22 protein-coding genes are annotated in these 24442 nt (G+C 36.6%); 17 read left to right on the top strand and 5 right to left on the bottom strand.

The window, feature by feature from the left end; translation table 11 throughout:
- The first annotated feature begins 93 nt into the window (after positions 1-93).
- The 5 genes from RE431_RS12025 to RE431_RS12045 all read left to right on the top strand — a co-directional run bounded on the left by RE431_RS12025 (position 94) and on the right by RE431_RS12045 (position 7326).
- The gene (locus tag RE431_RS12025) at positions 94-3351 is read left to right on the top strand and encodes a DUF4175 family protein (protein ID WP_309562229.1); all 3258 of its coding nucleotides are present in this window, start codon (positions 94-96) and stop codon (positions 3349-3351) included.
- Complete coding sequence (gene ybeY, locus RE431_RS12030; protein WP_309562230.1) at positions 3332-3763, top strand: rRNA maturation RNase YbeY; 432 nt, start codon at positions 3332-3334, stop codon at positions 3761-3763. The genes RE431_RS12025 and ybeY overlap by 20 nt, the downstream gene beginning before the upstream one ends.
- A gap of 21 nt (positions 3764-3784) precedes the next feature.
- Positions 3785-5656 (top strand): tRNA uridine-5-carboxymethylaminomethyl(34) synthesis enzyme MnmG, encoded by a 1872-nt coding sequence (mnmG, locus tag RE431_RS12035; RefSeq protein WP_309562231.1) that lies wholly within the window; start codon positions 3785-3787, stop codon positions 5654-5656.
- Between the two features lie 36 nt (positions 5657-5692).
- A complete protein-coding gene (locus RE431_RS12040) occupies positions 5693-6562 on the top strand; it encodes a class I SAM-dependent methyltransferase (protein WP_309562232.1) in 870 nt (289 codons plus the stop codon).
- A gap of 212 nt (positions 6563-6774) precedes the next feature.
- Positions 6775-7326 (top strand): OmpH/Skp family outer membrane protein, encoded by a 552-nt coding sequence (locus RE431_RS12045; protein ID WP_309562233.1) that lies wholly within the window; start codon positions 6775-6777, stop codon positions 7324-7326.
- Between the two features lie 68 nt (positions 7327-7394).
- Here RE431_RS12045 and RE431_RS12050 read toward each other — a convergent pair whose 3' ends face one another.
- Complete coding sequence (locus RE431_RS12050) at positions 7395-7790, bottom strand: DoxX family protein (protein WP_309562234.1); 396 nt, start codon at positions 7788-7790, stop codon at positions 7395-7397.
- A gap of 2 nt (positions 7791-7792) precedes the next feature.
- Positions 7793-8950, bottom strand: coding sequence for a DNA polymerase III subunit (locus RE431_RS12055; protein ID WP_309562235.1), 1158 nt, complete (start codon positions 8948-8950; stop codon positions 7793-7795).
- 68 nt (positions 8951-9018) lie between these two features.
- Between RE431_RS12055 and RE431_RS12060 the strand changes: the two genes are divergently transcribed.
- From RE431_RS12060 to RE431_RS12070, 3 genes are read left to right on the top strand one after another with little or no spacing between them, the layout of a single operon-like run.
- The gene (locus RE431_RS12060; protein WP_309562236.1) at positions 9019-10203 is read left to right on the top strand and encodes a phosphoglycerate kinase; all 1185 of its coding nucleotides are present in this window, start codon (positions 9019-9021) and stop codon (positions 10201-10203) included.
- A gap of 50 nt (positions 10204-10253) precedes the next feature.
- Entirely contained in the window at positions 10254-11840 is a 1587-nt protein-coding gene (locus tag RE431_RS12065; RefSeq protein ID WP_309562237.1) for a lytic transglycosylase domain-containing protein, read from the top strand.
- Between the two features lie 24 nt (positions 11841-11864).
- Positions 11865-12851, top strand: coding sequence for a DUF4837 family protein (locus RE431_RS12070; RefSeq protein ID WP_309562238.1), 987 nt, complete (start codon positions 11865-11867; stop codon positions 12849-12851).
- A gap of 55 nt (positions 12852-12906) precedes the next feature.
- Here the strand turns inward: RE431_RS12070 and RE431_RS12075 are convergent, their stop codons facing one another.
- Complete coding sequence (locus RE431_RS12075; protein WP_309562239.1) at positions 12907-13116, bottom strand: twin-arginine translocase TatA/TatE family subunit; 210 nt, start codon at positions 13114-13116, stop codon at positions 12907-12909.
- Between the two features lie 157 nt (positions 13117-13273).
- Here RE431_RS12075 and RE431_RS12080 point away from each other — a divergent pair, with 157 nt between their 5' ends.
- Genes RE431_RS12080 through RE431_RS12110 form a run of 7 tightly spaced genes read left to right on the top strand, consistent with a single transcriptional unit; the run spans position 13274 to position 20533 of the window.
- Complete coding sequence (locus RE431_RS12080) at positions 13274-14143, top strand: murein hydrolase activator EnvC family protein (protein WP_309562240.1); 870 nt, start codon at positions 13274-13276, stop codon at positions 14141-14143.
- A gap of 3 nt (positions 14144-14146) precedes the next feature.
- Entirely contained in the window at positions 14147-15640 is a 1494-nt protein-coding gene (locus RE431_RS12085; protein WP_309562241.1) for a GH3 auxin-responsive promoter family protein, read from the top strand.
- A gap of 9 nt (positions 15641-15649) precedes the next feature.
- Positions 15650-17338: a DUF6909 family protein gene (locus RE431_RS12090; protein WP_309562242.1), complete on the top strand. Its 1689-nt coding sequence runs from the start codon at positions 15650-15652 to the stop codon at positions 17336-17338.
- Positions 17339-17347: 9 nt separating this feature from the next.
- The gene (gene rfbC, locus RE431_RS12095) at positions 17348-17893 is read left to right on the top strand and encodes a dTDP-4-dehydrorhamnose 3,5-epimerase (protein ID WP_309562243.1); all 546 of its coding nucleotides are present in this window, start codon (positions 17348-17350) and stop codon (positions 17891-17893) included.
- The gene (rfbD, locus tag RE431_RS12100; RefSeq protein ID WP_309562244.1) at positions 17890-18744 is read left to right on the top strand and encodes a dTDP-4-dehydrorhamnose reductase; all 855 of its coding nucleotides are present in this window, start codon (positions 17890-17892) and stop codon (positions 18742-18744) included. Before rfbC ends, rfbD begins: the two co-directional genes overlap by 4 nt.
- Before the next feature lie 12 nt (positions 18745-18756).
- Positions 18757-19746 carry a UDP-glucuronic acid decarboxylase family protein gene (locus RE431_RS12105; RefSeq protein WP_309562245.1) on the top strand — a complete coding sequence of 330 codons (990 nt, stop codon included), beginning with the start codon at positions 18757-18759 and terminating at the stop codon, positions 19744-19746.
- A 1-nt stretch (position 19747) separates the two neighbouring features.
- Complete coding sequence (locus RE431_RS12110) at positions 19748-20533, top strand: glycosyltransferase family 2 protein (protein ID WP_309562246.1); 786 nt, start codon at positions 19748-19750, stop codon at positions 20531-20533.
- On the opposite strand, the gene RE431_RS12115 is transcribed toward RE431_RS12110, so the two are convergent.
- Entirely contained in the window at positions 20514-21824 is a 1311-nt protein-coding gene (locus RE431_RS12115; RefSeq protein ID WP_309562247.1) for a phenylacetate--CoA ligase family protein, read from the bottom strand. The two genes, RE431_RS12110 and RE431_RS12115, sit on opposite strands and share 20 nt — an antisense overlap.
- A gap of 84 nt (positions 21825-21908) precedes the next feature.
- On the opposite strand from RE431_RS12115, the gene purD reads away from it, so the two are divergent.
- Entirely contained in the window at positions 21909-23180 is a 1272-nt protein-coding gene (gene purD, locus RE431_RS12120; protein WP_309562248.1) for a phosphoribosylamine--glycine ligase, read from the top strand.
- Here purD and RE431_RS12125 read toward each other — a convergent pair.
- On the bottom strand, positions 23172-23402 hold the full coding sequence (locus RE431_RS12125; protein WP_309562249.1) for a DUF6341 family protein: 231 nt from the start codon (positions 23400-23402) through the stop codon (positions 23172-23174). The two genes, purD and RE431_RS12125, sit on opposite strands and share 9 nt — an antisense overlap.
- A gap of 43 nt (positions 23403-23445) precedes the next feature.
- Here RE431_RS12125 and RE431_RS12130 point away from each other — a divergent pair, with 43 nt between their 5' ends.
- Positions 23446-24369: a DUF6427 family protein gene (locus RE431_RS12130; protein ID WP_309562250.1), complete on the top strand. Its 924-nt coding sequence runs from the start codon at positions 23446-23448 to the stop codon at positions 24367-24369.
- Positions 24370-24442 lie beyond the last annotated feature (73 nt).

Raw genomic sequence — 24442 nt, forward strand, 5'->3', positions numbered from 1 at the left:
GATACAACCTTATTAGTCCAATCCTAAACCAAAAGCCTGCATCCTTTATATGAGCTAATTTTATTGTATTTTTAAGGAAACATTGCATTGAAAATGGAGAATTTCGGGCTGGTGCAGGAAAAACTGGAGGCTTTCATCAAGAAGTATTATATCAATTTAATACTTAGAGGAAGCCTGTTATTTATAGCCACCGGACTCATCTATTTCCTAATTGTTGTAGGCCTCGAATATTTTCTTTGGTTATCTACAACTGGAAGAACCATTTTATTCTGGCTTTTTATACTTGTTGAAATTGGTTTACTGATCAATTTTATTGGAATCCCTCTTTTTAAACTACTTAAATTCTCTAAAGGGATTGATGATTTTCAGGCTTCGGAAATAATTGGAAATCACTTTCCGGAAGTAAATGATAAGTTGAAGAATCTACTTCAACTTAAAAACGATAGCAGGAAATCTGATCTTTTACTGGCAAGTATAGATCAGCGTACGAAGGAATTAACTCCTGTTCCATTTGGAAATGCTATTGAACTGAAGAATAATAAAAAGTATTTACGCTACGTAATTCTTCCACTACTTATCATTGGCGGACTCATTATAGCCGGGAAAACAGAGGTTATTACCAAAAGTTTTGAGCGAATCACAGATTATGATAAGGTTTACTTAAAGCCAGCACCTTTCAATTTTATTATTCAGAATAATGATTTAAGAGTCAGGGAAGAGGAGAACTTTAAGATGCAGGTGAGAACTGTTGGGGATTATAATCCTGAGGTCGTTAAACTTCTTCTTGATGGAAAGGAAAATTATTTGAAACAAACAGCGCCGGGAGTTTTTGAATATGATTTTAAAGAAGTTAATAATGATATTGAATTTCAACTAATCTCGAATGAAGTCACTTCTGAAAACAAGGTGCTAAAGGTCATTGAAGTTCCGAAATTGCTCAACTTTGAAATGCAACTGGATTATCCTGGTTATACAGGATTAAAAGATGAATTAATTTCTGGTTCAGGAAATGTAACTGTGCCTGAAGGGACTAAAATAAACTGGCAATTTAATTCCAGAAATACCAATCTAATTAATTTCAGATTACCTGATACGATCATAGAAATTCGAACTCAGAATAATACTTCGGGTTTCCAGCAAAAGTTACTTTCCAATCTTAATTATTCTGTTAGTACTTCCAATGAAAATATTTTTGAATATCAGCCTTTGGATTACAATATACTCGTGATCAAAGATGAGTATCCGGAAATTTCAGTAAACTCAGAAGTTGATTCGTTAAATACTGATATACAGTATTTTAAAGGTGATATCTCTGATGATTATGGTTTAAGTAAGCTAGAATTAGTCTATTATCCTTTTGATAGCAAGGATTCCCAGGGAATTGTCAATATTCCGGTTTCTAAAGAGAGTTTTGATGAATTTCACTTTAGTTTTCCGGGTACGGTGGAATTGGAACCGGGAGTAGCCTATGAATATTACTTCAGAATCTATGATAATGATGCAGTTAATGGCGCTAAATCTGCAAGATCTCAAGTTTATACTTATCGATTGAAAACTTCGGAAGAATTGGAAGATGAAAATTTGATAGAGCAAAATGAAGCGATCAAAAATATTGGAAACAAACTGGAGGAATTCGATAAATCTGAAGAAGAACTGGATGAACTTTCCCGATTGGAAAAGGAGAAAGAAGAATTAAATTATAGTGAGCGCAAGAAACTGGAAGAATTTTTAAAACGGCAGAAAAAGCAGAATGAGATGATGAAATCTTATTCAGAAAAGCTTGAGAAAACCCTTGAGAAAAATAAAACAGATGAGAATTCTAATATGGAAAAAGAATTAACTCAGCGTCTTGAGAATAATGAAAAACGCCTTCAGCAGAATGAAGAGTTACTGGAGGAATTACAGAAATATTCCGAAAAGATAGCCAAAGAAGATCTGGGGAAGAAGCTCGATAAATTATCTAAGCAGAATAAAACCAACAAAAGAAACCTGGAGCAATTACTTGAACTTACCAAGCGCTATTATGTAGAGGAGAAGAAGCAAAAATTAGGTAGAGATTTGGAGACTTTGTCTGAAAAACAAAATGAACTTTCAGACCATAAGGAAGAGAACACGTCCGATAAACAAGAGGGTTTGAATAAAGAATTCAAGGAATTTCAGGAAGAAATGGATCAGTTGGAAGAGGATAACAAGGCCTTGAAACAACCACAACAATTGGGTAGGGAAGATCAGGAAGAAGAGGGTATAAAAAAGGATCAGAAAGATGCCAAGGAAAATTTAGAACAAAATAATTCCCCTGAAGCTCAAAAAAAGCAAAAAGATGCTGCCAAAAAAATGCAGAAACTCAGTCAGAAAATGCAGCAAAGTTCGATGATGCAAATGGGGGAACAACTGGAGGCAGATGCAGAATCTTTAAGGCAAATATTAGATAATTTGATAGTATTCTCATTCGAACAGGAAGAGCTCCTGGATATTTTCAAGGAAATTAGACAGAACAATCCGAAATATGCTGGGAAGTTGAAAGAGCAAAGCAACCTTAGGGAGAATTTCAGACATATCGATGATAGTTTGTACATGCTGGCAATGCGAAATCCCATGATCAATGAAGTGATCACTGATAAATTGACTAATGTGGAATTTGATCTTGAAAAATCTATTGAAAGATTATCTGAAAATGAAATTCCACAGGGAACGGCTAGCCAGCAATATGTGGTTACAGGCGCAAATGACCTGGCAAATTTGTTAGATCAAATTCTTAGTTCCATGCAGCAAATGATGGCTAACCCACAAGCTGGGCAAGGTAATGGTGAGGAGGAGTTTCAACTTCAGGATATCATCAAGAAGCAGCAGGAATTAATGGAGGAGATGAAGAAGGGTATGGAGGGAAAACCTAAGCCTGATGAGCGTGGAAATCCTCGGGATTCAGAAGGAAATGGTGAATCTGAAAATGGTGAATTATATGAGATCTTTAAGGAACAGCAAATGCTTCGTATGCAATTAGAGGAAATGAAGGAAAGTAGAGAAATGAATTCTGGGAAGGATCCTGCTGAGGAAATGAAAAAGATCGAGGAGCAGTTACTAGATAAAGGTTTTGATCCAGAAACTCTTAAACGCATGGAAAATCTTCAGTATGAATTAATGAAATTTAACGAAGCTCTACAATTGCAGGGAACAGATGAGAAAAGACAATCTGAGACCAATAGAACAGAATATAAGAACTCGCTTAAGGATCAGATTGATAGGGCAAAAGAATATTTTAATTCTACTGAAATTTTAAATAGACAAATCTTACCTTTGCGCCAAATTTACAGAGAGAAAGTAAAGGACTATTTTGGAAAAGGGAGAGATTAATTTTTTCAGCGAAAATGATTTTGATTTACTAAACGAGGATAAGTATCGAATGTGGATCGAAAACAGTATTGAGTCTGAGAATAAATATGTGGGCGATATAAGTTTCATTTTTTGTGACGATGAATATCTTCATAAAATCAACATGGAATATCTGTCTCATGATACTTATACCGATATAATCAGCTTCGACAATACTGTCGGAAATACTTTACAAGGAGATATTTTTATAAGTACTGAAAGAGTAGCTGAAAATGCTGATGCTTTTAATGTGAATTTTGATGAGGAATTGAAGCGTGTGTTAATTCATGGGATCTTGCATTTTTGCGGTTTTAATGATAAAACTGAAAGGGAGAAAGAATTAATGCGACGCAAGGAAGAAGAGAAAATTAAATTGTTCCACGTGGAACAATAGGAGAAAAATCATAATTAGGATATGTTCGAAAAGCAGTATGATGTTATTGTAGTTGGAGCTGGGCATGCTGGAAGTGAGGCTGCCGCCGCCGCTGCTAATATGGGTAGTAAAACCCTTCTTATAACCATGAATCTTCAGAATATCGCTCAAATGAGTTGCAATCCTGCCATGGGTGGAATTGCGAAAGGGCAAATTGTTAGAGAGATTGATGCAATGGGCGGTTATAGTGGTATTGTAAGTGACACTAGCGCTATCCAATTTAAAATGCTGAATAAATCTAAGGGACCTGCTATGTGGAGTCCAAGAGTGCAGAGTGATCGAATGCGATTTGCGGAGGACTGGAGACTGAAACTGGAACAAACCCCGAATTTAGATTTCTATCAGGAAATGGTGGCCGGGCTAATTATAAAAAATGAAAAAGTTGTTGGTGTTAGAACTTCCCTGGGACTTGAAGTTTTTGGAAGAAGTGTCGTGTGTACTAACGGTACATTTTTGAATGGTCTTATTCATATTGGCGATAAGCAATTTGGTGGTGGTAGAGCTGGAGAAAGAGCTGCTACCGGAATAACCAAGGATTTAATTGATGTAGGTTTCGAAGCCGGTAGGATGAAAACCGGAACACCTCCTAGAGTTGATGGTAGATCTTTAGATTATTCTAAAATGGTGGAACAGCCTGGTGATGATATTCCAGGTAAATTTTCATATTCAGATGAAACAAAACCATTGACCAAACAGAGATCCTGTCATATGACTTATACCTCCAATGAAGTTCATGAAATTCTTAAGGAAGGTTTTGATAGGTCTCCAATGTTTAATGGGAGAATTAAAAGTATCGGTCCAAGATATTGCCCTTCTATTGAAGATAAAATAAACAGGTTTGCAGATAAGGACAGGCATCAATTGTTTGTTGAGCCTGAAGGATGGAATACCGTTGAGGTCTATGTAAATGGTTTTTCTACTTCCTTGCCCGAGGATGTTCAATTCAAAGCTTTAAGTTCTGTAGCTGGTTTTGAAAGAGTGAAATTCTTCAGGCCGGGATATGCTATCGAATACGATTATTTTCCACCTACACAATTAAAGCATACATTAGAAACTAAACTTGTTGAAGGATTATATTTCGCCGGTCAGATAAATGGAACTACCGGATATGAAGAAGCAGCTTGCCAGGGTATGATGGCAGGAATAAATGCCGCGCTTAAAGTTCAGGAAAAAGATGAATTTATCCTAAAACGTAATGAAGCTTATATAGGTGTTCTTATTGATGATCTTATTACAAAAGGCACTGAAGAGCCATATAGAATGTTTACATCACGTGCGGAGTATAGAACTTTATTAAGACAGGATAATGCCGATTTTAGGTTAACCGAGCGTTCTTATAATTTAGGTTTAGCATCTGAAGATCGTATGCGAAAGATGGAAGAAAAGAAAGAAAAGTCTTTTAAGTTCGTTGATTTTTTAAAAGATCTTAGTGTGGTTCCTGAAGAAGCTAATCCCGTTCTTGAAAGAAGAATGTCATCTCCAATGAAACAAAGTGATAAAGTTTTTAAAGTATTTTCCAGGCCTCAGATTACCATGGAAGATGTTAAGAATTTTAGTGGAGTAGAGGAGTTTATTTCAGATAACCAGCTGGATGAAGAAATGATCGAGCAAACCGAAATTCAGGTAAAATATTCCGGTTATATTCAGAAGGAAAAGAATAATGCAGACAAATTAAATCGATTAGAGGATATTAAAATTCCTAAGAATTTCGACTATTCTAATATCAAATCTATGTCGTATGAAGCTCGTGAAAAATTGAGAAAGGTTCAACCCGCCACTGTATCTCAAGCTTCGAGAATTAGTGGAGTAAGTCCAAATGATATTTCCGTTCTCCTCGTTTATATGGGAAGATAATTATTGATGTTCCACGTGGAACAAATACTTTTTTAATTGATCCAATCCGATAAAATAAATGCTTTTACAAATTCAGAAGAACGAGTTGTAATCTGTAAGGATCATCTTGTATCTAATGAAGATTTCGAAATAGTGAAGTTTAAAGATGGGATTTTAAAAACCTATCCTGTTCCATATAATTTGTCATCATACTACGAAAGTCAGGATTATATTTCTCATAATGATTCCAGCAGAGGTTTACAGAATAAAATTTACCAAATTGTAAAATCTCATATGCTTTCTAAGAAAGCGAACTGGATCAAAAAATATTTTTCTAATGGAACAATTTTAGATTACGGAGCCGGAACGGGTGATTTTTTAAATACTATGAAAAAGCTTCTATGGAATGTAGAAGGAGTAGAGCCAAATAAAACAGCGCGTAGTTTAGGAGTATTAAAAGGTCTTAACTTAAAGTCGGATATTTCAAAACTGGAAAATAGTAATTATGATGTTATTAGTCTCTGGCATGTTCTTGAACATATTCCAGATTTCGACACTAAGATTTCGAAATTCTATGAATTGCTTCAGGAGAATGGTTTACTAGTAATTGCTGTTCCTAATTATAAATCTTACGATTCTGAATACTATAAAAGCGATTGGGCTGCGTGGGATGTTCCAAGGCATCTATGGCATTTTTCCAGATCAGGAATTAAATCAGTAATGGAAAATTTGGGATTTGAGCTAATGGAAGAAAAACCTCTCAAATTTGATTCTTATTACGTTAGTCTTTTGAGTGAGCGAAATAAAGAAAATGGTGGAAATGTACTGAATGCATTTTATAGAGGTTATATTTCTAATTTGCGTGCAAAAAGCTCGGGAGAGTATTCATCCGTGGTTTATTTCTTTAAAAAGACACTCAAAACCTAAAATAAGCCGTTTTAAGACGCTTTATCCTTCTAGAATAGGTGTTATATTCCCCGATGCGGTAATAAGTCCTTAAAATTTAGATTATTGAGCTGAATAATATCAATTTTTGTTATAATTAAAATTTTTATTATCAGATTTACTTATAACTATTTGATTTTGTGCTTTTGTACATGAAATACTTTTATACATTTGCCACACAAAATGAAAAAATTATGATCAGAAGATTTATTGGAATTGCAGCTGTTGCAATTATGATGGTATCATGTAATGAGCAAAAAACCGCTTATGTTGATACAACAGTATTAGTAAAAGAATATAAGGAGATGAAAGATGTTGAGGCAGATCTTACATCTAAGTCAGATTCTGCAAGAAAGCAACTTGACTCTGTAGCTAAAGTTTTTCAACAGGAAGTTCAGGCTTACCAGTCTCAAATGGCTTCTATGTCTGAGTCTCAACGAAAGACTAAAGAGCAGGAGTTAATGCAAAAGCAACAAATGCTTCAGCAGCAGCAACAGATGGTTGGAAATCGTCTAAGAGAAGAAAGCAATACCGTAATGGATTCTTTAGTAACTAAAATTAAGGATTACGTAAAAGATTACGGAAAGGATAATAACTACACTTACATTTTTGGATCTAACGAAAGCGCCAATATTATGTACGCGGAAGAAGGTCTAGATATTACACAGGATGTTCTAAAAGAATTGAATGAAGAATACGGTGGTGTAGATGCAACTGAAACAGAAGAGGTAGAAGACGAAGAATAAAAATTCAACCTCTCACAATAAAAAAAAGGCTTCAGATTTCTGAAGCCTTTTTTTATAATCAAAATTTTTTAGCTCAGAATATATACACCGATTATAGAAACAATGAAATATCCTGTAAGTGTAAATGCTCCTGCATAATCTTTTGCTACTCGTTGGCCGAATAACAACATTAGAAGTGTAATACAGGCAAGAACACACGTATATAGTGCAAATAATGGCTCATTGAATGCGATAATGTGAAATATTGCCGCTATAGCAAGAATTCCTGTAATAATTTCAATGATCATGATTATCCCAACCATTAACGGAACAATCCCAGCAAGCATAGTTCCTGAAAAATGTTCTTTCAACCATCCGGTATTGCCTTTCCAGTCTGTTGCCTTATCTATTCCTGATTGTAAAAAAGTGATCAGAATAAATAAAAGGATTAGAATTTCAGTAATGTTAGTAGTAATGTTTTCCATTGTTAAGCTGCTTTTTTATGTAAAAATCTGGTTAATTTAATTGAAAGATCGGTTAGAATGATCTTAGCGTTCCCGTTTCTTTCAATATGGTAAATTGCTGTTTCCAGGGCCTGGGTTATGTCTTTAATATTATTCCCATGAACAAATGGAGCAAAATTTTCAATTTTAAATTTTTCTGCGGAAGGTTCCAAATAAACCAGGCTTTTTGCTTTATAATTCATTAATAATGATTGCCTGAAGAAATCTATGCAATAGAGTAGAAAGCTTTTTTGTGTTTCACGTCCCAGCGCTGCGATCTCTTCACTCCACGAAACTAGTTCCAGTACTGTAGACTTATTACCTTTAGCTTTAAATGCACTGCGTACCCAGCTAATGAACCATGCTTCAAACTGTTCATCGCCGGCATTTTTCCTTAAAATATGAATTGCCTTGGTGTAATCGCCATTGGCCTGGTGAGCAATCTTTTTTGCTTCGGTATGGCTGCAGGATTCATTCTCTTCCAGTGTTTTTGCAATATCTGCTTCACTTAAAGGAGGAAAATATAAGCTTTGACACCTAGACCTTATTGTCTGAATGATCTGTTCCTCATCTTCAGTAATTAGAATAAAAACAGTGTTATTTGGCGGTTCTTCAATAAGTTTCAGCAGTTTATTCGCTGCTTCCATATTCATTTTTTCTGCCATCCAGATGATCATCACTTTAAATCCGCCTTCATAAGCTTTTAGAGAAAGTGATTTTACAATATTCTGAGCTTCATCAACCCCGATCTTACCCTGCTTATTCTCAACTCCTAAATATTGATACCAGTCATAAAGACTTCCGTAAGAATTCGTTTTAATGAATTCCCTCCATTCATCAAGAAAATGTGATGAAACCGGGTGACTTTTTATTTTATCATTAACTGCTACAGGAAAAGCGAAATGTAGATCTGGATGCGAAAGATTCCTGAACTTTAAATTACAGCTATTAGAAGCTTCATTATTGTTTTCTCCTCCAGAATTCTTGCAAAGAATATATTGTGCATAGGCGATCGCCATAGGCAGAGCGCCACTTCCCGGCTTACCGGTAAAAAGTTGAGCGTGCGGAACTCTATTTCTGTCAGCGGTGGTCGTCAGGTGATTTTTTATGTGCGGAAGACCAATTACATCATTAAAAAGCATAGGCAAATATAAAATTATATAAGCTTTATTATCTTCGGAAAAAATTATATTTGTAAGAAAGCAATACTATGAAAACTATAGACGACTACAATTTTAATAATAAACGAGCACTTATTAGAGTGGACTTCAATGTTCCATTAAATGAAGACCTGGAAGTAACCGATGCTAATAGAATTGAAGCGGCGAAACCAACCATTATTAAAATTCTGGAAGACGGAGGTAGTGTTGTTTTAATGTCTCACCTCGGAAGACCAAAGGGAAAGGAAAGTAAATACTCCCTTCAGCATATTACCAGCAAGGTTTCTGAAGTTCTTGGGGTGGAAGTAAAATTTACTGAAGATTGCGTTGGAGAGGATGTAGAAAACGCTGCTAAGAATCTTGAGCAGGGAGAAATTCTTTTACTTGAAAATCTTCGTTATCATGAAGAGGAAACAGCAGGAGATGAAGAATTCGCAAAAAACCTCTCTAAACTTGGTGATATTTATGTGAATGATGCTTTTGGAACTGCTCACAGAGCCCACGCTTCAACTACTGTTGTCGCAAAATTTTTTGAAGATAAGTGCTTCGGTTATCTTTTAGCCAAAGAGATTAAAAGTCTTGATAAAGTTCTGAATAGTACTGAAAAGCCGGTAACGGCAGTACTTGGAGGCGCAAAAGTTTCTTCAAAGATCACTGTTATTGAAAATATACTTGATAAAATAGACCATCTTATTATTGGTGGTGGAATGACTTATACGTTCATTAAAGCACAGGGAGGCCACATTGGAAACTCTCTTGTTGAAGATGACAAACAGGAACTTGCCTTAGAGATCTTAAAGAAAGCGAAAGAAAAAGGAGTGGAAGTTCATCTTCCGGTAGATTCTGTGATAGCAGACAGTTTTTCTGAGCAGGCAAGCACTCAAACTGAAAGTGTTGATAATATTCCTGACGGATGGATGGGGCTGGATGTTGGTCCGGAAACCATCAGAAATTTCTCTAGTGTAATTAAAGATTCTAAGATCATTCTCTGGAATGGACCTTTAGGAGTATTTGAAATGGATACTTTCGCCAAGGGAACTATTCAATTAGGAGAAGCGATTGCTGAAGCTACCAAAGAAGGTGCTTTCTCACTTGTGGGAGGTGGAGATTCTGTTGCAGCTGTTAAAAAATTCGGACTGGAAGACCAGGTTAGTTACGTTTCTACCGGTGGTGGCGCGATGTTAGAGATGTTAGAAGGAAAATCCTTACCAGGAATTGAAGCGATCAAAAATTAAAGAGGTACGAAGTTTGATAAATTTTTCGTTGATTAATGTAAATTGAATATATGCTGATACGAAAATTATTGATGTTATTAATCCTCGTGGGAGTCTCTGCGCTGGGTCAGGAGAAGAAGAATAAAGAAAGAGTTGAAAAGGCCAATTTCCGAGTTCAGATATTTCAAAAGAGTGATGATACAGAGATAAAACTGGCAGAACCAGATCCTGAATTCAGGGATAAACTGCCAATTTCTGCAGTTATAAGGGATTCTTCAAAGGTAAAACTTGCTGATCTTCCAAAAGCTAAAACCATTGACTCCCTTTGGAAGACTGAACTTACAAATTCAGATCTATATGAATCCATGCAGAAGAGTATTCGGGAGCAGGATTATGAAGATGTTGTTTATAAAGAACTTCCAACAGATACACTAAAAGCCCGACTTGCAAAACTTAATGCGAGAACTCCATTTAATGTTGAGTACAATCCAATTCTGGAAAGTGTCATAAAATCTTATTTAAAAAGGAATAAGCAGGGAATGGAGCGTTTGATGGCGCTGAGTCGCTATTACTTCCCGATGTTCGAACAGGAACTTGATAAATATGATATTCCTTTAGAGATCAAATATCTTGCTATCGTTGAATCTGCTTTGAATCCAAGAGCTAAGTCCAGAGTAGGAGCAACTGGATTATGGCAGTTTATGTTTACCACGGGTAAAATGCACGGTCTGGATGTTAGTTCCTACGTAGATGAACGTATGGATCCTGAAAGATCTACTGAAGCTGCAGCACAATATCTTGCCAGTCTTTATAAGGTTTTCGGTGATTGGGATCTGGTATTGGCATCTTATAATTCTGGACCAGGAAACGTATCAAAGGCTATTAGAAGAAGCGGTGGTTCTACCGATTACTGGCACCTAAGAAGATTTCTTCCACGTGAAACAGCAGGATATGTTCCGGCGTTTTTAGCTACGCTTTATCTATTTGAATACGCCGATGAGCATAAATTTCAGCCCTCAAATCCGGACGTAGTTTATTTTGAAACAGATACTATTCATGTTAAACAGTTATTATCCTTTGATCAAATTACTAAGGTTACAGGCGTGGAGAAAGAAATGCTTCAGTTTCTGAATCCTAGTTATAAGTTGGATATCATTCCATTCGTAGAAGATGAAAGATATAGTTTAAGGCTTCCGAAGCCAGCTACAGGAAAATTTGTTTCCAACGAAAATGCGATCTATGATTTTGCTAAAAATCAATTGGAAGAGGAGAAAAAGGAACTTCCTAAATATGTAGAGACTGAAGATCGTATCAGATATAGAGTGAGAAGTGGAGATTACCTGGGGAAGATCGCAGAGAAATATGGCGTTGGTATAAGTAGTATAAAGCGTTGGAACAATATGAGAAGCAATAATCTTCGAGTAGGGCAGTATCTAACGATATATCCAAGAAAACCGGTTGAAGTTGCTTCAGGTTCTGGTTCTTCGAATTCCAGCAAAAGTTCTAATCCCAGATTTTATACCGTTAGACAGGGAGACTCCCTTTGGAGCATCTCTAAAAAATTTCCGGGCGTTACGGTACAGAATTTGAGGTCATGGAATGATATGAACACTAATAGCCTTAAACCGGGAATGAAATTAAAACTCTCCAAAGGTTAAGGGCGTTAAATCAAAACCGAAAAAATGAAACGTAGCCTAATCCTGCTAGCCAGTATTTTCCTTTTAATTTCCTGTAAGAACGAGGATAAAACCTCGCAAAAAAGCGATCGGATTCTATCTGATTCTTCAGGGAATATCAATCAACTAACTATTGTCATAGATAACGAACTCTGGGAGGGTTCAGTAGGAGAGGCGATAAGAACCAACTTAGCAGCTCCGGTTGATGGGCTGCCTCAGGAGGAGCCTTTATTCAGTTTAAGTCAAATACCACCAGAAACTTTCACAGGCTTCGTTAGAAACAGCCGTATATTCTTAAAAATAGAAGAAGGCGGTAACAAGGGAATGGATCTTATTGAAGATGAGTTTGCCCGACCTCAAACTGGTATTGTTGTACAGGGAGGTAGTTCTAACGATATTATAGATGTGATCAATAAAGAATCTGATTCTATAATCAAGTTGCTTAAGAAAACAGAGCTTACCGAGAAACAGCGACGAATTAGAAAATCACTCAACAAGGATGATGCTTTAAGTGAAAAATTTGGTGTGAATTTGAAATTCCCATCAGCTTATAGATACGCCAAAGAGGAGGATCAATTTTCTTGGATAAGAAAAGAGATCCCGAAAGGAAGTATGGAGATTCTGGTATATGAAGTGCCTATCAATAAGATCGAAAATGACTCAAGCGTTATTGCGAACATCATTAAGATGAGAGATTCTATTGGAGAAGCTCAGATCCCCGGAAGACTTGAAGGATCGTATATGATCACTGAGAAGGCTTACGCGCCTTATCTTTTTGAAACAAAAATCGATGGTAAGTTTGCTTATGAAACACGTGGAACATGGGAGGTTCAGAACGATTTTATGGCTGGTCCTTTCGTGAATTATGCCATTAAGGATGAAAAGAATAATAGATTCGTAGTACTGGAAGGTTTTGTATTCTCACCATCCAGAGGAAAACGCGATAATATCTTTGAACTCGATGCGATATTGCAATCAGCGAAGATTGACTAAACAAAAAAAACCCAACTGAAAAGTTGGGTTTTTTTATGCTTTATAGGTGCGGAGATTATTTATTCTCTTCCGGTACTTTTTTACTTTCATCTGGATTTGCTCCTTTTTCATCATCTTTGGAAGCGTCTTTAAATTCTTTAATTCCACTACCAAGACCTCTCATTAGTTCAGGGATCTTTCTTCCTCCAAAAAGCAACAATATCACCACTACAATTAAAATTATTTGCGGTGCTCCTATAGCCAAAGGCAAAATAAATGCGTTCATGTCTTTTAATTTAGTTCTACAAACTTAACAAGAATTCAGCAATCTAAACGTTAATAAGACAATAAATTGCTAACCCACGCAAGTATCTTTAATATGTCTTTCACAGTTATATGGCAGGAAATTATTTAATTTATCTTTGTAATACTTAATAACGGCTATGGCTCAAAATAAGAGAGAAAAAAAGAAGTTTGCCAAAAAACTTCTTCATAAGTATAGAATGGTTGTTCTGAATGAAGACACTTTTGAAGAGCGTTTTTCCTTCCGATTAACAAGATTAAATGTATTTGTGGCTGTTGGATTATCTGCAATCTTTTTAATTGCTGCGACGACGATCCTAATCGCCTTTACTCCGCTTAGAGAATATATTCCAGGCTATTCTTCAGCTCAGCTAAAAGAAAAAGCGGCAAATCTCGCTTATACTTCTGATTCCTTACAAAATGTTATTCGTTTGAATGACCAATATTTACTTTCAATAAAAAATGCGCTTACCGGAGAATTAGATCTTGATCAGCTGGACAGGGATTCTCTGCTCAGTCAGCCAATTACAGATATTGAATACGAAGAAATAAACAGGATCAAGGCCGATTCTCTTTTACGAGAAGAAGTAGCACAGGAGGATAAATACAATATCCTTCCTACAGCTACAGATAACATCAATTTTTCTCTTTTTCCGCCTGTTAAAGGTTCGATCTCTGAACCTTATAACATAGAAGATAAACATTTCGCAGTAGATATAGTGACTACCCGAAATTCGCCAATTAAGTCTGTAGCAGATGGTAGAGTGATCTTTGCCGAATGGACTGCAGAAACAGGTTATGTGATATTGGTTGAACATAGTTACGGTCTGCTTTCGGTTTATAAGCATAATGCTTCGCTTACAAAATCTCAGGGCGATATGGTTCGTGGCGGAGAAGTTATTGCTACAGCCGGAAATACAGGAGAATTAACTACAGGTCCACATCTTCACTTCGAACTATGGAATGAAGGAAATCCGGAGGATCCTTCAGAATATATCGATTTCAATTAATCTATGTCTATAAAATCTTTTGCAGCCAGAATTTTCGCTTCCCATATTAGAAAAAAAATAGATAAATGGGCGTCTGATCCTCATGAAACACAACAAAAGGTTTTTCAGGATTTAATTGAAAAAGCAAAGCATACGAAGTTTGGAAAGGAGCATAATTTTGAGAATATCAAAACGCATTCAGGTTTTATTCAGAATGTGCCAATTCGGGATTATGAAGAACTAAAATCTTATGTTGACTTGATGGTAGCCGGGCAGGAAGATATTCTTTGGCCAGGAAAGCCGCTGTACTATGCAAAAACATCAGGCACTACCAGTGGTGCTAAGTACATTCCTCTTACAAAGGAATCTATGCCAACGCATATAAATGCCGCCCGTAATGCAATCTTATGCTATATCAATGATACAGGGAAGTCCAGGTTCGTTGATGGAAAAATGATATTTCTACAGGGAAGTCCCGAACTTGATGAGAAAAATGGAGTTAAGCTTGGCCGACTTTCAGGAATTGTGGCGCATTACGTGCCTGGATATCTTCAGAAAAACAGGATGCCCAGCTGGGAAACCAACTGCATTGAAGATTGGGAAGACAAAGTAGATGCTATAGTAGACGAGACTGTAAAGGAAGATATGTCTGTGATTAGCGGGATTCCATCATGGGTTCAGATGTATTTTGAACGTCTGATCGATAAGACAGGAAAAAAAGTAGGAGACATTTTCCCGAATTTTGATCTTTTCATTTATGGCGGAGTCAATTACGAACCATACCGATCAAAATTTGAAAATTTGATTGGTAGAAAGGTTGACAGTATCGAATTATATCCAGCTTCAGAAGGGTTTTTCGCGTTTCAGGATAAACAGGATGAAAAAGGAATGCTTCTTCAATTAGATTCTGGAATGTTTTACGAGTTTATTAAAACTGAAGAATTCTTTGATGAAAACCCCGAAAGATTACTGCTTAAAGATGTTGAGATTGGCGTTAATTATGTGATGATCATTTCTTCCAGCGCCGGATTGTGGGGTTATAATATTGGCGATACTATCCAGTTTACCTCTACAAAACCTTACCGGGTAATGGTTTCCGGAAGAATAAAACATTTTATTTCAGCTTTTGGCGAGCATGTGATTGCCAAGGAAGTAGAAGAAGCAATGCAACAAGCCGTAGCTGAAACTGGCGCAGCAATAAGTGAATTTACGGTCGCTCCGCAAATAAATCCGGAAGGTGATGAGTTGCCTTACCACGAATGGTTTATAGAATTTGAGCAGGAACCGGAAGATTTGAATAAATTTGCTGAAATTATCGATAGGTCTTTACAGAAGCAAAATTCCTATTATCTTGATCTTTTAGAAGGGAATATTCTTCAAAGGCTTAAGATCACTAAAGTTCCGCAGAACGCTTTTCAGGAATATATGAAGTCCATAGGAAAGCTTGGAGGTCAGAATAAACTTCCGAGACTGTCTAACGACCGTAAAATTGCGGACAAACTAAATGAGATTATTTAAAAAACTACTATGTCTATATTGAAATTGCAAGGCAGAACAAGAGCGCAGGAAAGTTCAGGTGCGATTGAACGCATGTATATTACCATGAGACACCTTTTTAATCGAGGTTTTTACAAGCCAATGGGTGTTTCAGGAGAAACTTTAAGAGAATCACTTTTAACTCTAAGACCTGAAATTTACGGTTCTATCGCTAATGACAAAGCCGAACTTGAAGGACTTTTATATGTGATTGACAGGTTACCACAGGGAATTGAGGAATGTAGATTCATCAATCTCACTAGTGATGAAGGTTATGGAAATTCACATTTCAAGCCTATAGTTCCTCCAAAAAGAAGGAGAAACTGTTACAGGATCGATGAGGAGCAAATGAATATTGAGATCACCAGAGGTAGATCTGAAATCTATGATATTCTTACTCACCTTACCTTTCTTTTCATCGAATCTCACAAGATCATGAAGAGAGTTTTGATTGATGAAGAAGGAAGCGTAAACCGAGATTGGGAAAAACTGGAAGTTGCCGTTACTCAAAGCGAAGAGCTTACCCAGGCGCAAAGAGAGGTTGCCTTAACACATACTGCCAGTATTCTTGGAAGAACTTTCCATGAAATTAGCAGGCTATATCCTAAATTTTCAACTCCTGAAAATCCAGATCGTTTTCTAAGAGTTATCTGGTCTTTAGGAAAAATGGCGATTCGTGAGGCCGTTAAAAATGAAAAAAGGATCATCACTTTTAGTCCCGTTCTTAGGGAACGTCTTGGACATCATATTCACGGAGAGATCTGGTCTAATGATATCAAACTGAAGCTTATTGAAAATAAGCTAATGGACAGGCCAATTCATATTATAAGCGCCAACATGCATAGCGTGATGAACACTTTGTACACGCCTTGTGCCCTGAAAACTGAATTGAAGAAGAAAAAGGCACTGGATATCTATGAAGAGCTTTCTGATAGCGGAAATGGATCTTTAAGAAATAAAGTGACGAAAACCGCGCTGGATAAAGGGATGTTCTTTATCGAGGATAAGAGTGGAACCAATATAGATGTTCAGATCTTTGATACGGCAAAGCTTGAAGATGGTTTTAGTGGAACGAAATTCAGCGAACTGAAAACTGAAGAAAAGCCGGTGATCATTGTAATGGATTATGCTTTTGGAGAGCAGGCTTATGAAACCATGGATGAATTATTGAAACCTTTTAGTTACCAAGAGAACGAGGTAAAAATGAATGTAAAATCCATATCTATCATGGGTAAAGCCGGTATTCTGGAAGGTGGAAAGGGAGATATTATGATTCCTGATGCTCACCTTTTCGAAGGAACAGCAGATAATTATCCATTTGAGAATCAATTAAAAAAATCTGATCTGGACGGTCATGGGATCAAGGTTGTTGACGGAGCGATGATCACGGTGTTAGGAACCTCACTTCAGAATAAAGATATTTTGAGATTCTTCCACGATTCAACCTGGAATGTTTGTGGTCTGGAGATGGAGGGAGCACATTATCAAAAGGCTATTCAGGCGGCTTCAAGGTTAAGAGGAAGCATTGATGAAGAAGTGAAGGTAAGATATGCTTACTATGCATCAGATAACCCACTGGAGACTGGTAGTACACTTGCTTCCGGAGGTCTTGGAACTTCTGGTGTGAAACCAACATATCTAATCACAGAGAAGATTCTGGAACAGATTTTTAATTCATAATCCTAAATTATGCAGGTAGAAGAAACGCCTTTAAAAGATTGTTTTCTTATTAAACCTACAATATTTGAAGACCATAGAGGAATATTCCTTGAAACCTATCAGCGTGAAAGATTTGCTGAACTTTCTGGGATCGATGAGGAATTCGTTCAGGACAACCAGTCCGTTTCTCAATATGGCGTGGTGCGGGGAATGCATTATCAAAAGGGAGAATTTGCCCAGACAAAGATCGTTCGTGTGATCTATGGGAAAGTTTTGGATGTTGTGGTGGATCTAAGGCCTGATTCGCCTACTTTTAAAAAGGTATATTCAACTATTCTTGATGATGAAAATCTTCATCAGTTATACATTCCTAAAGGATTTGGCCATGGATTTCTCACTCTTTCAGAAAAATCTGTTTTCGCCTATAAATGCGATCAGTATTACACTCCTGGATCTGAAGCCGGCATCATTTATAACGATCCAGACCTAAATATCGATTGGAATTTTCCTGAAAGAGATATGATCTTATCAGACAAGGATAGAAAACTGCCAACATTCAAAGAAAGTTTTGGATGAAAACAGTTTTAGTTACCGGTGCAAATGGTCAGTTAGGACTATGTTTTCAAAAACAGGCCGAAAAATATCCTGATTTTAAATTCTTGTTTTGCTCCTCAAAAGAACTTGATATCACCTCCAAAACTCAGGTGAAGAAGTTTTTTGATCAGCGGCATATCGATTTCTGTATAAATACTGCTGCCTATACCAATGTGGAACAGGCTGAAAATGAATCTGAAAAAGCTTACCAGGTAAATGCTGAGGCAGCTGGAAATTTAGCTGAGATCTGTGCATCAAATAACACGGTTCTCTTTCATTTTTCAACAGATTATGTTTTTAACGGAAAGGCTGAAAAGCCTTATAAAGAGTCTGATGAAGTTGATCCTATCAACGTTTATGGCACTTCAAAGCTGAAAGGTGAAAAAGCAATTCAGGAGAAAATGAATGATTATTTCATTTTCAGAACATCCTGGTTATATTCTGAATTTGGGCATAATTTTTTTCGAACCATACTCAGAAAGGCTGAAGACAAAGCCGAATTGAATATAACTACTTCACAAACAGGAACTCCTACAAACGCTAATGACCTGGCTGAATTTGTATTGGATTTGATTTCATCAGAAAGTAAAGAATTCGGATTGTATCATTTTAGCAATGAAGGAGAGGCCACCTGGTATGATTTTGCCAGAGAAATTTTGACCTATTCTGGAAAAATGGATCAGGTAACGTTGAATAAGACAGGATTTTTTAAGACCTTGGCTGTAAGACCTGAATACAGTGTACTTTCTAAGCAAAAGATCACTAAAACTTTCAGGCCTGTAAAAGACTGGAAGCAGAGTCTTCACGATCTTTTAGATGCTATAGATCAATAATCTATAATAAAAATGGCGAATAGAATATTAATTACAGGAGCTGCGGGCTTCTTAGGATCGCATCTTTGTGACCGGTTTTTAAAGGAAGGTTACGAAGTGATAGGGATGGATAATCTCATTACTGGTGATCTTAAGAATATTGAACACCTTATGAAGGTTCAGAATTTTGAATTTCATCATCATGATATCACCAAATTTGTTCATGTAGCCGGCGACCTGGATTATATTTTACATTTTGCCTCTCCCGCAAGCCCTATAGATTATCTTAAGATTCCTATTCAAACATTGAAAGTTGGTTCTATTGGAACACTTCATTGTCTTGGACTGGCTAAGGAAAAGGATGCCAGAATCCTTATTGCATCAACTTCTGAAGTTTACGGAGATCCTTTAGTTCATCCTCAGGATGAAGAATATTACGGAAACGTAAATGCTATAGGACCTCGAGGTGTTTATGATGAAGCTAAACGTTTTCAGGAATCCATAACCATGGCATACCATAATTTCCACGGTTTGGAAACAAGAATTGCAAGAATATTTAATACTTATGGTCCAAGAATGCGACTTAATGACGGTCGGGTAATTCCGGCATTTATAGGTCAGGCGTTACGTGGTGAAGATATTACTGTTTTTGGCGATGGTTCACAAACTAGATCATTCTGTTTTGTAGATGACCAGGTGGAAGGTATTTACAGACTTCTTTTAAGTGATTATTCTCAACCGGTAAACATTGGAAATCCCGATGAAATAAGCATTTTGGATTTTGCAAAGGAGATTATTAAACTTACGGGAACAGATCAGAAAATTATATTTGAACAGCTTCCAAAAGACGATCCAATGCAAAGGCAGCCTGATATAACTCGGGCTAAAGAAGTTTTAGGCTGGGAGCCTAAAGTTTCCAGGGCAGAAGGAATGCAGATCACGTATGATTACTTTCGAAATTTAAGTCAAACTGAATTAGAAAAGAGAGAGCATAAAGATTTCTCAAAACACATTAGACGGTAAAATGGATAATAGGGGACTGGTATCAGTTATAATGCCTGCATTTAATTCGGAGGCTTATATAACTGAATCTATACAGTCTGTAATTAACCAGTCTCACCAGAACTGGGAACTTTTGGTGATAGATGATGCTTCAACCGATGCCACTGCTGAAATCGTCAAATCATTTTCGGCTGGGGATCATAGAATTCAATTACTCACCAATTCTACAAATTCAGGAACTCATCATAGCCGAAATAAAGGTATTAAAGCAGCTTCCGGAGTATATATTGCATTTCTTGATGCAGATGACCTTTGGAAGCCAGAAAAGCTCTCAAAACAGCTTATGGTGCTCTCCAAACCAAATGTTGCCGCCTGTTTTTCCAGTTATGATCTTATCGATGAAAAGGGAAATCATTTAAACAAGAAAGTTCAGGCATTGCCGATTCTGCATTATGAAAAATTGCTCAAGGCCAATTACGTGGGAAACCTAACAGGAATTTATAATGTGGATATTCTTGGAAAAGTTTATTGTCCGCAGATTTCCAAACGCCAGGATTGGGCATTATGGTTAAAAGTAATCGATGAAGGCGGGCCAATAGAAGGAATTCAGGAATCTTTAGCGGTATACAGAATTAGGAAAAACTCCATCTCAACCAACAAATTAGAGATGCTAAAATATAACTTCAAGGTATATCATAACATTCTTAATTTCGGGTTTTTCAAAAGTATTTGGAAGATGATGATCTTTCTTCGAGAGCAGTTCTTTGTTAAATCTAAGCAGGTAAAAACTATTCCAGCAGAGAGGTGAATTGCTTCAATTTTCCACTCTGACTTCGTTTTAAAATATCCTTTCTTTCAAAATTGATCTTTAGATTTTTTCCAACATAGGTAGCGATCGCTTCAAGAATTTTAGCTCGTTGTTCATTTGAAAACTCATTTTTGCTAACATACTCAATATTAAATTCATCCAATTTTGTTTGAATAATTACAAATTCCTTGATGTGACCGTTATCCTCAATGATCGTTTTGGTAACGTAATAAAAAGTTAGTCCGGGCACAACTTTTCCATCCGGCAATCTTGCTATATCATTAGTTCTTCCAATCAGTTTTTCAAGAATTGGTTTCTTAAGCGTACTGTTTTTCGAAAGACAGCCAATATCGCCAATATCATAACGGATCATTGGATGAGCTTTATTGTAGAACGAAGTTATTACCACACGTCCTTCTTCGCCATAAGGCAGAATATTGTCATTTTCGTCAAGGATCTCCACATACAGATCTTCCGAATTTACGATCCAGTTATTTTCTGAATCTTCAAAAGCTATAAGACCTACTTCACTGGCACCATATTCATTAATTACAGGCACTCCCAATGATTTCTGGATAAGCTCCTTGTCCTTTTCAAAGAGTCGTTCAGAGGTGACGATGCATATTTTAAGGCTTGGGCAAAGTTCTTTTAGGATTAAATTTTTTTCCTTCAAAAACCTGGCAAAAAGCACAATAGCACTGGTATAGCCATTTAAATAATTAAAATCTGCTTTTTTAAAACGTTCAAGAAAATCTTCCATTTTCTTCTCGCTCAGATCAAAAATATTGAATCTTCTTCTTAAGCTGATCCTGTCTTTTAGACGTTCCTGAATATTTCCGTAGAAATCTAAAGGAATCCCATAGAATCTTGCCTGAAGCGATTTATTTAAGTCTATCCCATACCAGCGATATCTATCCTGAAATCCTGCCCAGCTCAAGGCATGAGCAAACCTGTTCTTGGCGAAAATGAATGGTGTCCCGCTACTCCCGGAAGTCTTTCCTACGTAGGCCGTTTTTGAATTATAGGTTGAACTTAAACGATCTTTTAACGGGTGCTGAAGATCAGACTTTTTCATGATAGGGACATGCTGCCAGTCGTCAAAACCTTCCCATTTGAAGAATTCGCGATAAAAATCGTTGTGTTGAATATGATAATCTATGATCGCATTCTTCCGCTTGCGCTGATATTTTGCATAATCTACCTCAGGAATATTCTGGATTTCTTCCAGAGTATGCTGAGCCCTTTTTATTGGGAATTTATTAAGCTGTAAAGAAAGTTTGAACCAATCCAAGGGCAGAGTAGCTTTTTTAACGAATTTATTGGTGCTTCAATTTACAAACAATTATTTTTGAAGCAATATTTAAAACACAACTACATGAATATTCTAATCCTTGGCTCCGGAGGGAGAGAGCATACATTTGCTTACATGATCGCTCAAAGCAGTAAATGCGGTAAATTGTATGTTGCGCCGGGTAATGCCGGGACTTCTGAGATTGCTGAAAACCTTGCAATAAATCCTATCGATTTTGCAGAGGTTGCCAAGACCGCTCTTGAAAAAGATATTCAGATGATCGTTGTTGGGCCTGAAGATCCTTTGGTAAAGGGAATTGTAGATTACTTTGCTAAAGATGACAGGCTCAAAAATATTCAGATAATCGGGCCATCAAGCCGAGGCGCTTTGCTGGAAGGAAGTAAGGAAAGGGCCAAAGAATTTATGGCGATGCATAATATTCCAACGGCGGCTTATGAAAGCTTTAGCTTTGAAAGTCTTGGCGCAGGGAAAAAATTTCTTGAAACTTTACAACCTCCTTATGTTTTGAAAGCCGACGGACTTGCAGCCGGAAAGGGAGTTTTGATCATTGACGATCTAGATGAAGCGAAGAAAGAGCTTGAAAATATGCTATCCGGGAAATTTGGAGCAGCCAGTCAGAAAGTGGTTATCGAAGAATTTCTGGATGGTATTGAATTGAGCGTTTTTGTTCTAACAGATGGGAAGAACTATAAGATACTTCCAACAGCTAAAGATTATAAAAGAATCGGTGAAGGTGACACAGGATTAAATACTGGTGGAATGGGCGCGGTATCTCCAGTCCCATTTGCGGATGAAACATTGATGAATAAAATTGAAGAAAGGATCGTGAAGCCTACGGTGAATGGCCTTTCTGAAGAGGATATAGATTACAAAGGATTCATTTTCATAGGATTGATTAAGGTAGATAATGAGCCTTATGTTATTGAATATAATGTAAGGATGGGAGATCCGGAGACTGAAGTTGTTCTACCAAGAATTAAGTCAGACCTGTTAGAATTGCTTGAAATGACCTGGAATTCTGAACTGGATAAAGCAAGCCTGGAAATTGATCCAAGAACGGCGACAACTGTAATGATGGTTTCTGGCGGATATCCTGGATCTTATGAAAAAGGAAAAGTTATTTCAGGAATAAACGAAATTCAAGATTCTATCGTTTTCCATGCTGGAACAAGGAAAGAAGACGATAAGATTGTAACAAATGGAGGCCGGGTGATTGCTCTTACTTCGTTTGGGGATGACTTCGAAAAGGCACTAAAAAAATCTTATCAAAGTGCAGATAAACTACAATTTGATAAGATGTATTTTAGAAAGGATATAGGTTTTGATCTATCCTAGGAAAGAGTGAGAAGTAGATTCTCTATTCTCTTCATTTCTGTCGTTGAATGTTTTTAATTGCTTCATCCAGTATAGGAAAGCCAGGAAACCAACGATCATGAAAATCCAGTTAAAGATGTTTGCAAGAAACCAGGAATCAAGTTCCAGTGATCTTAAAGCATCTAGAGGATAGAAAAGTATATTTTCAAAAAGCCACGCTATTCCCTCAAAAAAATCTTTCATTGTGTAAACTTTGTTTGTGAGTACAAAAATATAAAAAACCCTAATGCTAACAAGCTTTTTTAGTAAATCAAAACCCATTAACCTTTCGGTGATCATTTTGTTGCTTACGATATTTTATATTGGAGCAAGTTTTACAGATTGGGAAAATGGTTTTGACTGGCTGGAATTTTTTGAAAAAACAGGTGTTTTTTTGCTTCTAGTTCTTAGTGTTCTTATTCTTAATTTTATCGCTAAAAAGAACGAATTAACAAAGCGGAGTGCCTATAAAACCTTGCTTTTTACTGTTTTCTGTATTTCATTTAGCAGTTTGTTGCAAAATGAATCGGCGATTATAGCAAATCTTTGTGTGCTATTCGCCATGAGAAGGATCGTAAGTCTTAGGTCTCACAAATTTGTTCAGAAAAAGATTTTCGATGCAACTTTCTGGATTAGCATCGCAACTCTTTATCATTTCTGGTCGGCATTATTTTTCCTGATCATTTTCTTTGCGATTCTGAATTTTGCCTCAAGTTTCAAGAACTGGTTAATTCCGTTCGTAGCATTTGCTGCGGTGGTTTCATTAACCGTCTGCTTTCACCTTGTAGTTTATGATGAATTTTACACTTTAATCAATTGGTTCCAGGCAAGTAATTTCGACTTTTCAAAATACGGTGATCTGAAGCTTCTTATTCCGTTAAGTATCATTCTGGGCTTATTGATCTGGACCTTATTTCAGTATTTTTCTTCCATTCAAAAAGCAAGTATTACTAGAAGACCGGTGTTAAGCATGATCTTATTTAGTTTAGTGGTTTCAGCTGCAGTTGCACTATTCTCCCCAACAAAAAATGGTAGTGAACTTATTTTCTTTTTTGTGCCATTGAGCATTATCGCTTCAAACTACTTCGACAGTAAAAAAGATAAGATCTTCAAAGAGATCATCCTGGTCACCCTGATTCTGATGCCATTTATCGTAGCTTTTTTCGCCTGATATTAATGTTTGCTATAGGTTTCAGCTAAAACTCTTTTTAAAAATAATATCTTTGTACTCCCTTAGAATTTAT

The sequence above is a fragment of the Christiangramia sediminicola genome (assembly GCF_031344135.1).
Lineage (GTDB): Bacteria > Bacteroidota > Bacteroidia > Flavobacteriales > Flavobacteriaceae > Christiangramia > Christiangramia sediminicola.

What these genes read in the sequence shown, in the direction of transcription:
- RE431_RS12055 (WP_309562235.1), bottom strand. Translation starts at nt 8,950, where the DNA reads ATGCTTTTTAATGATGTAATTGGTCTTCCGCACATAAAAAATCACCTG.
- RE431_RS12050 (WP_309562234.1), bottom strand. Translation starts at nt 7,790, where the DNA reads ATGGAAAACATTACTACTAACATTACTGAAATTCTAATCCTTTTATTT.
- RE431_RS12060 (WP_309562236.1), top strand. Translation starts at nt 9,019, where the DNA reads ATGAAAACTATAGACGACTACAATTTTAATAATAAACGAGCACTTATT.
- purD (WP_309562248.1), top strand. Translation starts at nt 21,909, where the DNA reads ATGAATATTCTAATCCTTGGCTCCGGAGGGAGAGAGCATACATTTGCT.
- RE431_RS12090 (WP_309562242.1), top strand. Translation starts at nt 15,650, where the DNA reads ATGTCTATATTGAAATTGCAAGGCAGAACAAGAGCGCAGGAAAGTTCA.
- RE431_RS12130 (WP_309562250.1), top strand. Translation starts at nt 23,446, where the DNA reads ATGCTAACAAGCTTTTTTAGTAAATCAAAACCCATTAACCTTTCGGTG.
- RE431_RS12110 (WP_309562246.1), top strand. Translation starts at nt 19,748, where the DNA reads ATGGATAATAGGGGACTGGTATCAGTTATAATGCCTGCATTTAATTCG.
- RE431_RS12070 (WP_309562238.1), top strand. Translation starts at nt 11,865, where the DNA reads ATGAAACGTAGCCTAATCCTGCTAGCCAGTATTTTCCTTTTAATTTCC.
- RE431_RS12125 (WP_309562249.1), bottom strand. Translation starts at nt 23,402, where the DNA reads ATGAAAGATTTTTTTGAGGGAATAGCGTGGCTTTTTGAAAATATACTT.
- rfbD (WP_309562244.1), top strand. Translation starts at nt 17,890, where the DNA reads ATGAAAACAGTTTTAGTTACCGGTGCAAATGGTCAGTTAGGACTATGT.
- RE431_RS12080 (WP_309562240.1), top strand. Translation starts at nt 13,274, where the DNA reads ATGGCTCAAAATAAGAGAGAAAAAAAGAAGTTTGCCAAAAAACTTCTT.
- RE431_RS12075 (WP_309562239.1), bottom strand. Translation starts at nt 13,116, where the DNA reads ATGAACGCATTTATTTTGCCTTTGGCTATAGGAGCACCGCAAATAATT.
- RE431_RS12085 (WP_309562241.1), top strand. Translation starts at nt 14,147, where the DNA reads ATGTCTATAAAATCTTTTGCAGCCAGAATTTTCGCTTCCCATATTAGA.
- mnmG (WP_309562231.1), top strand. Translation starts at nt 3,785, where the DNA reads ATGTTCGAAAAGCAGTATGATGTTATTGTAGTTGGAGCTGGGCATGCT.
- RE431_RS12045 (WP_309562233.1), top strand. Translation starts at nt 6,775, where the DNA reads ATGATCAGAAGATTTATTGGAATTGCAGCTGTTGCAATTATGATGGTA.
- RE431_RS12025 (WP_309562229.1), top strand. Translation starts at nt 94, where the DNA reads ATGGAGAATTTCGGGCTGGTGCAGGAAAAACTGGAGGCTTTCATCAAG.
- RE431_RS12065 (WP_309562237.1), top strand. Translation starts at nt 10,254, where the DNA reads ATGCTGATACGAAAATTATTGATGTTATTAATCCTCGTGGGAGTCTCT.
- RE431_RS12105 (WP_309562245.1), top strand. Translation starts at nt 18,757, where the DNA reads ATGGCGAATAGAATATTAATTACAGGAGCTGCGGGCTTCTTAGGATCG.
- rfbC (WP_309562243.1), top strand. Translation starts at nt 17,348, where the DNA reads ATGCAGGTAGAAGAAACGCCTTTAAAAGATTGTTTTCTTATTAAACCT.